This window comes from Moraxella sp. ZY200743 (genome assembly GCF_050885545.1).
Classification (GTDB): domain Bacteria; phylum Pseudomonadota; class Gammaproteobacteria; order Pseudomonadales; family Moraxellaceae; genus Moraxella; species Moraxella haemolytica.
This window is the reverse complement of sequence record NZ_CP091313.1, coordinates 2101964-2112879: the sequence shown is the minus strand read 5'-3', so window position 1 is coordinate 2112879 and position 10916 is coordinate 2101964. Positions and strand designations below refer to the sequence as shown.

Sequence of the window (10916 nt, the reverse complement as noted above, 5' to 3'; positions counted from 1 at the left end):
GGTTTTGTATTGTGTTGCCAAAGACAATTAACCTGTGTGCTTTAGCCCAAATAGGGCAAAGCACACGGGCATTATTAGTATATTGGTATTACAGAAGGTGGGTTACCACGCAAGGCCTACACCTACGCCAGCACCGACCTTTTTTTTGGTATCAGCACTTAAATGCGACTTCAAGGTTACTCGTCCGCTACCGCTTAGCCGAGAATAACCGATGGCGATGGCACCTTTATCGGCATATGCACCCAGTGCAACTGAGACCATCGATTGACCTGCTAGTGTGGCTTGTGGTAATGACATGGCTGCATGATTACCTGCGATGCCTGCCTGTAGGCGGTCTTCGATCTCATCAATGCGGTTGCCAATACCAAAGACACGCTCATCGATGTGGTTATAAACACCCAACAACTGACCACCATTGATAGCATCTGTGCTGTCTGGTGCGATACGACCATCAGCGACATTCTGCACGGTCAGACCACCTGCATTGATGCCTGTGTCTTTTGCGATACTGACAGGACCGACTACTACCTGATCTGCCACGACACGCTCAGCAGTTGCCGATTTAACAGTAATATCGTCATTTAATGATACGACAACACTGCCTTGCTCTGTGTTGGTGCTAATGTTCGACTGACCAGTGATGGTAATCGTATCGCCTAACTGGTGGTTGGTGGTTTTATTATCTTGAGTTTTAACATTCAGACCTTTGCTGATTTTAGCAGCATTGGTATTGGCTGTTTGTTGTGCTTGGGTGGCTTTATTATCAGCGATGACAGCTTTGTCATTGGCGGTCTTGGCATCATTGATGCTTTGTTGGATTTTATCCTTAGTGGCTTGATCGATATCGCCTTTATCACCCTTAGGACCTTGTGGACCTGCTGGACCAATTTCGCCTTTCTCACCTTTAGGACCTTGTTCCCCTTGTTCGCCTTTTTCACCAGCTGGACCTGCTGGACCTTGTGGACCGGTGTCGCCTTTATCACCTTTAGGGCCTTGTGGACCGGTGTCGCCTTTATCACCCTTAGGACCTTGTTCCCCTTGTTCGCCTTTTTCACCAGCTGGACCTTGTGGACCCTGCGGACCAGTTTCGCCTTTATCACCTTTAGGACCTTTGAGACTTCCAACTTTAGCACCCCATCTATTTCCTGTTTTTTTGTACAGATCTCCGGTAGTGCTGTTAATGTAGATATCACCTTCTTTGCCTTGAGTATTTGGCTCTCCAGCACCAATTAATACATCTGGTATTTTTATGCTCTGTATCGCAGTTAGCACGCCGTATAACTGAGAGCCGTTGATCGCATCGGTTGAGTCTGCAGTAACACGACCAGCAGCGACATGGACGATTTGGCGTTCTTGATGTTTTGCACCGATAGAAACGGCTGATGTTGGACGAGTTCCTGCAAAATTGATTGTGGTACGCACTCCGGAGCTATTGGTGGCTGATGGAAGCATAAATGAGTAATCTGCTGTTGGCATGGGTGTAGTATATGTACTCCCATTGCCAAGCACCACAGCATGATTAGAGTCATTACTAATGGTGATGCCATGACCAAGTGCTACAGCTCCTACAGACCGAACCATAGTATTGTTACCAATGGCAATAGCGTTCTGTCCTGTTGCCTGAGCTCCCTGCCCAAGTGCAAAAGAGCTTGTCATTGTTGCTTGAGCACTTTTCCCAAGTGCAATAGTACCTACTGCTGTTGCTTGAGCCCCTTGTCCAACCGCAGTAGAGTTTTGCTCCAATGCTTGAGAACCTTGCCCAAGTGCGGTAGAATCCAGTCCCATTGCTTGAGAACTTGCACCAAGTGCAGTAGAGGTCCCTTGAGTTGCTCTAGAACCTGCACCAAGTGCAGTAGAGCTCGCTTTTGTTGCTTGGGCATCAGATCCAACCGCAGTAGCTAAATTTGCCATTGCTTGAGACCCTTGTCCAACCGCAGTAGCTCCTGTCCCCGCTATAGTGCCAGCAGGAACAAATCCCTGCTGAGCATATGCCTTAGTAGTCATCAGGGGTAGGGTGGTTATTACTGCCAGTGTCAGGGATGTTATTGGAATGTGGATACTAAAGTTGTTGGTATGGGCGGTACGGTTTTTGTTGCGCTGTTTCATTAGGTTTTTATTCATAATTTGCTCACAAATAATAATGACTGATGAAATGTTGCTATTTATTCGTAAGCCAAACACGACTCATGGCATTGTTTGGCTTCGTCATGGGGTGTTTTGTTAAGTTTTGTTTATATGACCAAGCGTTAACGATTCATCTCTTGGTTGAAGTTGGATGGCTCTAACACAACGATGCCTGCATGGACAAGAGCAGGGGGTAGATGTAACAAAACTGCTATGTTGCTAATTAGTGATTGTTGCCTCCTGTTAATATTTCTTGTGGTTAAGTTAAGTGGCTGACGCCCATTTTGGTTATTTGATGATGGTTTTGTCAAAATATTTATCCACCAACTCATCATATTTGCCGTTTTGTTTTAGGGTGGCAAGAGCGGTGTTGAATTCGTCTTTTAGTGGGTCATTTTTGCGTAGGGCGATGGCGACGCTGTCGTTGATGTCAATCGGTTCACCTTTGACTTCAAAATCAGCCCCTTGCTCGGTTTTTAGCCAGTCTAATGCAGGAACGATGTCTGACAACATACCATCGACACGACCAGCGGTCAAATCAAGATAAGCATTGTCTTGGGTGCTGTATGCTTTGATGGTTGCTTTGGGGTGGTTTTTGGTTAGGTAGTCGGCAGAAACGGTGGCCTGCTGTACGGCGATGTTTTTGTCATCTAGGGTGTTGGCATTGAGCTCAACGCCTTTTTGACCAAGCAGGACTAGGGTGTTGTTAAAATACGAATCGCTAAAATCCACCACTTTGGCACGCTCGCTGGTCGCTGACATACCTGCCATGACGGCATCAAATTTTTTGGCATTTAGACCGACAATCAGACCGTCCCAATCTTGGCTTTGGATATCGCATTTGGCGGCCATCTCTTGGCATAGGGCGTTGGCTAGGTCAATCTCAAAGCCCACCAAGTTACCGCTGGCATCTAGGTAGCTAAATGGCTTAAAGCTAGATTCGGTGGCGATGCGGATTTGTTTTTCGCCGGTGGTGGCTGCACTCTTGTCGTCTGCCCCTTGATTATTGCTACAGGCAACAACAAGGGTGCTGATTGCCAATATGCTAAGTAGTTTTAGTTTCATGATGATTGCCCCTTACTTATTTTTGATTGGTTTTAGCGTGGGCTGATTGCCACGCTAGTGATGGCTGATGAATTATTGAAAACTGGCAGTTTCAATCTCTGCCAATTTACCTGATTCTTTGAGTTTGGTAAGGGCTTGGTTGAATTCATCTTTTAGGGTGTCGCCTTTGCGAACCGCAATGCCCAGATTGTCGTTGTTGTCAATCTCTTCGCCGACCAAGCCAAAGCCTTGCTGTTCTTGTTTTAGCCATTCGGCAGCAGAGACTTTTTCTGCCATGACAGCAGCGTTACGACCTGCTTTTAGGTCAAGATAGGCGTTTAGGTAGGTGTCGTAGAGCTTGACGGTGTTGCCATCTTTGCCGTCATATTTTTCGGCGATATAGGCAGCCCCTGTGGTTGAACGCTGTGAACCTAGGATTTTGTTGGTGATGTTGTTTGGGTCGAAGCTACCATCGGTCTTAGATAGCCAAACGATGGTATTAGAAAAATACGGCTCGGTAAAATCCACCTGCTCTAGGCGTTCTGGAGTGATGGACATGCCTGCGATGATGGCGTCGTATTTTTTGGCATTAAGACCAGGGATTAGACCTTCCCAATCTTGGGCGACAATGTCGCATTTGGCGTTGATTTCGGCACACACGGCATTGATGACCTCAACATCAAAGCCGACAATCTTGCCATCTGGAGCGGTGTCATTAAATGGGGGATAAGCCGCTTCGGTGGCGATGGTCAGCTGACGCTGTTCGGTCGTCTGGGCAGGCTTGTCTTGACTGCAAGCGACTAGGGCAAGAGCGATGGCGGTAACGCCTGCGAATTTATATAACATAAAATGTCCTTAAACTAACAAGTAGATATTAACAAAACAGATATTAATAAGCAAATACTAACAAAATAAGTACCAAAAACGAACTTGAACAACAAACCTTAAGTCAAACCCTAAGAGCGATGCGATGCCATGAATTCACGCACACGCTCAGATTTTGGGTTATCAAAGACCTCGTCAGGCGTGCCAATCTCTTCAATGCGTCCTTGATGTAAAAACACAATCTTATCTGATACCTCACGAGCAAAACGCATCTCGTGGGTAACGATGAGCATGGTGCGACCCTCTGCGGCCAGCCCACGCATGACAGACAGCACTTCATTGACCAGCTCAGGGTCTAATGCTGAGGTCGGCTCATCAAACAGTAGCACCTGTGGCTTCATTGCCAAAGCACGAGCGATTGCCACACGCTGACGCTGACCGCCTGACAGATTGTCAGGATAGGCATTTTTTTTGTCAAGCAGACCAACCTTGTTGAGCAGGTGTTCGGCTTCGGCGATTGCCTGATCTTTGGGTTGTTTGAGTACTTGGGTTGGACCTTCAATGATGTTATCCAAGATGGTTTTGTGTGGCCATAGGTTGAAATTTTGGAATACGAAGCCGATTTTTGAGCGTAAACTTTCTAGCTGTCTTGGATTTTTGGCGACCAATTCGCCTTTTTTCTCGGTCAAGATTAAGGCTTCATTGCCGATGGTGATGCTACCTTTGGTGGGTTTTTCAAGTAGGTTAATACAGCGTAGCAAGGTAGATTTGCCCGAACCTGACGAACCTAGAATGCTGATGACATCGCCATCATAGGCGGTCAAAGAGACGCCTTTGAGTACGGACAGTGAGCCGTAGTTTTTGTGAATGTCTTGCAGGTCTAAGGCGATGGGGCGAGTGTCAATCATGTTGGTTACTTAATAAAAAAGGTTTGATTTGATAACGAAAGTTTTGGGTTCGTTGATGAAATATAACAAGTTGATTGGGATATTTTCGCCAAAACCATAAAAAAGGCAAATATTTTTGTGATTTTGGGTGAAATTTTTTGTATTTTAGCGAAATTTTGGGCGGTTGTGGTAAATTTATTGACAATTTTGATGATTTATTGGTATTTATGAATAATTCGCATAGAAAAATTAGCCAGTGATTGCTATGATAGGGTAAATTGACCGGTAAGGGGGATTTATGAGCATCAAAACATACATGAACGAGGTGGGCGAGCAAGCCAAGCGTGCCTCTCGTCAGCTTGCAGCAGCGGATACCGCCACCAAAAACACCGCATTAAGTGCCATCAAGTCAGCGATGATTGCCAATCAATCCATCATCTTGGCTGAGAATGCCAAAGATGTGGCAAAGGGTAAACAGCAAGGATTAGATAGTGCGTTACTAGATCGCCTTATCATCAATGAGAGTCGTTTTGAGGCGATGTTGTCATCGCTAGATGATGTGATTAGCTTGCCCGATCCGATTGGTCAGATGAGCGAGATGAGCCATCGTCCGAGTGGTATTTTACTTGGTAAGATGCGTGTACCGCTTGGCGTGATTGGCATGATTTATGAAAGCCGTCCGAATGTAACGGTGGAGGCGGCAAGCCTTGCCATCAAGTCTGGCAATGCCATCATCTTGCGTGGTGGTTCGGAGGCGTTTTATTCTAATCAAGCCATCGCTAATTGTGTCAAACAAGGATTGGTATCAGCAGGACTGCCAAGCGAGGCGGTGCAGGTGCTAGAGACGACCGACCGTATGGCGGTGGACAGTTTGATTGGCATGTCAGAGTTCGTTGATGTGGTGATTCCACGAGGGGGTAGGGGGCTGATTGAGCGGGTCGCTAAGGGAGCAAAAGTGCCTGTGATTAAGCATCTAGATGGCAACTGCCACACCTATGTTGATGAAAGCTGTGATGTCAATATGGCAATCAAGGTCTGCGTCAATGCCAAAACCTCTCGCTATGCTCCGTGCAATGCGATGGAGAGCCTACTCATTCATGAGAACATTGCCAAGACAGTACTTCCCCAGATTTTGATGGCGATGCGTGCTGTTGATGAACAGATGGCGTTTTTTGTGTGTGAGCAGTCAATGGCACTGCTGGCGGATTATCCGCTGAACCTGACGCTCGCCACCGAAGATGACTGGTATGCTGAATATCTCGCCCCAAAACTGGCAGTGAAAATCGTGGCAAATCTGGACGAGGCAATCTGCCACATCAACCACTATGGCAGTCATCATACCGATGTCATCATCACAGACAGCTACCCTAATGCCCAACAATTCATCCGTGAGGTGGATTCATCAAGTGTGATGGTCAATGCGTCAAGTCGCTTCGCTGATGGCTTTGAATATGGGCTTGGGGCGGAGATTGGTATTTCAACGGACAAAATCCACGCTCGTGGTCCTGTGGGATTGCATGGCTTGACTTCCCAAAAATGGGTGGTATTAGGGCATGGGGAAATCCGCCCTTAAGGTCGTCATGAACCTAAAAAAAGCGTGCATGACACGCTTTTTTTAGGTTGTGGACTGTGGATTAGTAGCCTTGTTGGCTAAGCATTTCATAGGCATCACAGCTGTTTTGGTATCCTGATTGACAGGCTTTGCCAAACCATTCTTTGGCGATGGCATAATCTTGGCTTACGCCTTGACCATTGTAATAGAGTACTCCGATATTCTGAGCAACTTTTGTATTACCTTGGGTGTGGGCTTGTGTATACCATGCTAGGGCTTCGGTATAGCTTTGGTTTACGCCCAGTCCAACAGCGTACATATTACCCAAATTATTTTGAGCATCTGTATGCCCTTGCTCGGCCGCCTGTCTAAACCATAAGAATGCCTGAGCATAATCCTGCTTGACACCTTCTCCACTAAGATACATATTGCCCAGATTATATTGAGCCTCTATATGCCCTTGCTCGGCTGCTTTTTTATACCAAAAGAATGCTTGAGTAAAGTCTTGTTGTATGCCCTGCCCATTATCATACATCATACCTAGATTATATTGAGCCTTGGTGTGTCCCTGCTCGGCTGCCTTCTTATACCAAGATACCGCCTGAGCATAATCCTGCTTGACGCCTTGCCCATTTGCATACATCACACCCAAATTGTTTTGAGAGTTTGCATCTCCTTGCTCGGCTGCCTTTTTATACCAAGATACCGCCTGAGCATAATCCTGCTTGACACCTTCTCCACTAAGATACATATTACCCAGATTATGTTGAGCGTTTGCATCTCCTTGCTCGGCTGATTTGTTATACCACGCTAGGGTTTGGGCATAATCTTGGCTGACACCCTCGCCTTTGGCATACATCGCACCCACGATAGTTTGGGCTACAGCATCCCCTTGTTCGGCTAATTTTTTAAAAATAGCAAAGGCTTGCTCGTAGTTTTGGGTGTTTACATAAGACACAGCGGTATCAAAGTCATCTGCCATCGCAGGTGCTGCCACACTTAAGCCTAATGCCAGTAGTAGGGCAGATAGGGTGCGTGATGTTCTCATCAGTATCTCCAGATAGCTAAATATCCGTGAGATGATACAGGATTTTGTTTTCTTTGGCAACAAAAAGGACGGAAAAACCATATCCGTCCTTTTTGTTTTGATTAAGTACAGGCTTTTGTTAGTATCTGATAGATACCACCATACCTACTAGCTATAATGATGACCATTACAGCCTGATTGGTCATTTGGTCGCTGTAGACTGTGGATTAGTAGCCTCGTTGGCTGAGCATTTTATAGGTGTTGCAGCCATCTTGGAATCCTAAATCACAGGCTCTGCCAAACCACTCTTTGGCGGCGGTATAATCTTGGTTGATGCCTTCGCCACTAAGATATAGCACCCCGATATTATGGGCGGCTTGTGCAACCCCTTGGGCTTGGGCTTTGTTGTACCACGCTAGAGCTTGGGCATAGCTTTGGCGTACGCCTTCGCCATTGACATACTTATTGCCCAAATTATATTGAGCTTCTGCAAGCCCTTGCTCAGCGGCTTTTGTAAACCAAGCCACCGCCTGAGCATCATTCTTTTTGATGCCCTGTCCGTTGTCATACATGACACCCAAACCATATTGAGCCCTTGCGTCCCCTTGATTAGCTAATTTTGTAAAAATAGGGAGAGCTTGCTTATAGTTTTGGGTGTTTAAATAAGACACAGCGGTATCAAAGTCATCTGCCATCGCAGGTGCTGCCACACTTAGACTGAGTGCCAGTAGTAGGGCAGATAGGGTGCGTGATGTTTTCATAATATGCTCCAAAAAATTGTGTTGATGTATGATATCTGATTTTGCTGTCTTTGGCAACTAAAAAGGATATAAGGAATGTCTGCCCTTTGTATTTGATTGAGTGTAGTCTGCGGGTTTGTTCTAGTTCGCCCAGCATTTCATAGGCGTCGCAGCCATCTTGGAATCCTAAATCACGGGCTTTACCAAACCACTCTTTGGCGGCACATAATCTTGGTTTACGCCTTTGCCAATGGCATATAGCATACCCACAATGGTTTGAGACTGTACATCTCCTTGCTCGGCTGCCTTTTTAAGCCAATATACCGCTTGGTCATAATCTTGGCTTGTGCCTTCTCCGCCGATGTACATCATACCCAACTTATGTTGAGCATTGATATGCCCTTTGCTTGGCTGCCTTTTCATACCAAGAGAGAGCCTGCTCATAGTCCTGATTGATACCATCTTCACCACGATACATATTGCCCAGATTATATTGAGCTTCTACAAGCCCTTGCTTGGCTAATCTTTTAAAAATAGCAAAGGCTTGCTCGTAGTTTTTGGTGTTTAAATAAGAGGTAGCGGTGACAAAGTCATCTGCCATCGCAGGTCTTGCCACGCCTAAGCCTAATGCCCGTAGTAGGGTGAATAGGATGCGTGATATTTTCATGATGTTCTCCAAAAAAGCGGTATGAGTATAATAGGGATTTTATTCTCTTGGGCAATAAAAAGACGGAAAAAAATCCGCCTTTTTATGGGAATAAACCAATCAATCCAAAAACGCAAAATGCTCAATATCCATCTTGGTCATGACTTCGCTTGGCGTGGTCATGGCGTTGGCGTGGGCATCGGTGCGTGGTAGAATTTTTTCAAAATAAAATTCGGCGGTCTGGGTTTTGGCAAGATAAAATTCGTGTGGCTGTTCACCGCTATTTTTCATCTTGTCAAAGGCAACCGCTGCCATGCGTGCCCAGTGGTAAGCCATCATCACATAGCCTGAATACATCAGGTAGTCATCAGAGGCTGCTGAGACGATGTCTCGGTCTTTGCGAGCAGCCAGTAGTAGGCGAGCAGTCAGCATATTCCACTCGGCACATAGCTTGGTCAAGGCCCAGACATATTGACGCATGTTCTTATCTAGGGCGTATTCGCTACACCATTTCATGATGCCTGCGGTATAGTCTCGCACGACCTTGCCACCACCGTGTAGTAGAACCTTGCGACCGAGCAAGTCTAGAGCCTGCACGCCTGTTGTTCCTTCGTATAAGGTGGCGATGCGTGCATCACGAGCGATGAGTTCCATGCCTGTTTCTTTGATGTAGCCATGTCCGCCGTAGATCTGTTGTCCGTGCTTGGCACATTCAATGCTTAGTTCGGTCAAAAACCCTTTTAAGATGGGGGTATAAAAACCCAGTTTATCATCCCATTTTTTAATCGCTGCTTCATCGTCTGCTACCACAGCATTCGCCAGATGGTCAGCATAGCGTGCCGAGTGATAAATCATCGAGCGACCACCTTCGCTAAATGCCTTTTGGATGAGAAGCATACGGCGAACATCGGCATGATGAATGATGGCGTCGCCTGCTTGCTCAGGCTCTTTGGCACCTGATAAGGCACGCATGGAGCGGCGTTCTTTGGCATAGGGCAGGGCGTTTTGAAATGCCAGCTCCATGTGAGCAAGCCCCTGAATGCCTGTGCCAATGCGTGCGGTGTTCATGTAAGTGAACATGGCTTTTAGCCCTTTGTTTGGTTCGCCAATCAGATAGCCTGTCGCCCCATCAAAATTTAGCACACAGGTGGCAGATGAAGAGATGCCCATTTTGTGTTCAATAGAGCCACAAGATACGGCATTACGCTCGCCCATTTTGCCATCGGCATCTACCAAGAATTTTGGTACGATGAATAGTGAGATGCCTTTGGTGCCTGCTGGTGCATCAGGTAGGCGAGCCAGTACGATATGAACGATGTTCTCGGTTAGGTCATGTTCGCCTGCACTGATAAAAATCTTGGTGCCTGTGATGGCATAAGAGCCGTCTTCGTTTGGGGTGGCACGAGTCTTCATCTGATTTAGGTCAGTGCCACATTGTGCTTCGGTTAGGCACATTGTTCCTGCCCATTCCCCTGAGATGAGCTTGGGTAGGTAAGTGGCTTTTTGGGTGTCATCGCCATATTGTAAGATGGTATTTACCGCACCAATAGACAATCCAGGGTACATCGCCCACGGCCAGTTGGCACTGCCCATCATCTCAGATTTGACCAGATTGAGCGACATGGGCAGATTCATGCCACCAAACTCTTCTGGATAAGAAATGCCCTGCCAACCCCCTTCAACGAAGGTTTGATACGCTTCTTTAAAGCCCTTTGGCGTGGTAACTTCGCCATCTTTAAAATGACAGCCTTCAGCATCTGCCGGCTGATAAATCGGTGCTAATACATTTTCGGCAAAGTCAGCAAAACCCTGTATAATCATATCCACCGTCTCGGCATCAGCACCTGCCCCATTTGGTAGATTTTGGTAGTGTGTTTGGTAATCAAACACTTCATTCATCAAGAACTTAATGTCTCTTACGGGTGCTTTATAAGTTAGCATAAGCAATCCTTGTTGGCTAAAATTGTAGTGAATAACTCATCAGCGATGCGTATCATCGCCATGTATGCACTATACAATAGATTTTTTAAATTGGCTTAATTTTTCTGTAATCGTTAATTTATTTTCATAT

10 protein-coding genes are annotated in these 10916 nt (G+C 46.2%); 1 reads left to right on the top strand and 9 read right to left on the bottom strand.

Annotated elements, in window-relative coordinates:
• Positions 1–102 precede the first annotated feature (102 nt).
• The 4 genes from L3D27_RS10300 to L3D27_RS10285 form a co-directional block, all read right to left on the bottom strand.
• The gene (locus L3D27_RS10300) at positions 103–2121 is read right to left on the bottom strand and encodes a YadA-like family protein (RefSeq protein WP_432481063.1); all 2019 of its coding nucleotides are present in this window, start codon (positions 2119–2121) and stop codon (positions 103–105) included.
• Positions 2122–2412: 291 nt separating this feature from the next.
• Positions 2413–3189 carry a transporter substrate-binding domain-containing protein gene (locus L3D27_RS10295; RefSeq protein WP_432481061.1) on the bottom strand — a complete coding sequence of 259 codons (777 nt, stop codon included), beginning with the start codon at positions 3187–3189 and terminating at the stop codon, positions 2413–2415.
• A gap of 72 nt (positions 3190–3261) precedes the next feature.
• Complete coding sequence (locus L3D27_RS10290; RefSeq protein WP_284673460.1) at positions 3262–4014, bottom strand: transporter substrate-binding domain-containing protein; 753 nt, start codon at positions 4012–4014, stop codon at positions 3262–3264.
• A gap of 110 nt (positions 4015–4124) precedes the next feature.
• Positions 4125–4901 carry an ABC transporter ATP-binding protein gene (locus L3D27_RS10285; protein ID WP_432481060.1) on the bottom strand — a complete coding sequence of 259 codons (777 nt, stop codon included), beginning with the start codon at positions 4899–4901 and terminating at the stop codon, positions 4125–4127.
• A gap of 277 nt (positions 4902–5178) precedes the next feature.
• On the opposite strand from L3D27_RS10285, the gene L3D27_RS10280 reads away from it, so the two are divergent.
• Positions 5179–6453 (top strand): glutamate-5-semialdehyde dehydrogenase, encoded by a 1275-nt coding sequence (locus L3D27_RS10280; RefSeq protein WP_432481127.1) that lies wholly within the window; start codon positions 5179–5181, stop codon positions 6451–6453.
• Between the two features lie 61 nt (positions 6454–6514).
• On the opposite strand, the gene L3D27_RS10275 is transcribed toward L3D27_RS10280, so the two are convergent.
• From L3D27_RS10275 to L3D27_RS10255, 5 genes are all read right to left on the bottom strand, one after another.
• Complete coding sequence (locus tag L3D27_RS10275; RefSeq protein ID WP_432481126.1) at positions 6515–7480, bottom strand: SEL1-like repeat protein; 966 nt, start codon at positions 7478–7480, stop codon at positions 6515–6517.
• A 206-nt stretch (positions 7481–7686) separates the two neighbouring features.
• Entirely contained in the window at positions 7687–8220 is a 534-nt protein-coding gene (locus tag L3D27_RS10270; RefSeq protein WP_284673566.1) for a tetratricopeptide repeat protein, read from the bottom strand.
• 165 nt (positions 8221–8385) lie between these two features.
• On the bottom strand, positions 8386–8571 hold the full coding sequence (locus tag L3D27_RS10265) for a tetratricopeptide repeat protein (protein ID WP_432481125.1): 186 nt from the start codon (positions 8569–8571) through the stop codon (positions 8386–8388).
• A 7-nt stretch (positions 8572–8578) separates the two neighbouring features.
• Positions 8579–8866 (bottom strand): tetratricopeptide repeat protein, encoded by a 288-nt coding sequence (locus L3D27_RS10260; protein WP_432481124.1) that lies wholly within the window; start codon positions 8864–8866, stop codon positions 8579–8581.
• A 99-nt stretch (positions 8867–8965) separates the two neighbouring features.
• Positions 8966–10786 carry an acyl-CoA dehydrogenase C-terminal domain-containing protein gene (locus L3D27_RS10255; protein ID WP_432481123.1) on the bottom strand — a complete coding sequence of 607 codons (1821 nt, stop codon included), beginning with the start codon at positions 10784–10786 and terminating at the stop codon, positions 8966–8968.
• Positions 10787–10916: the final 130 nt, after the last annotated feature.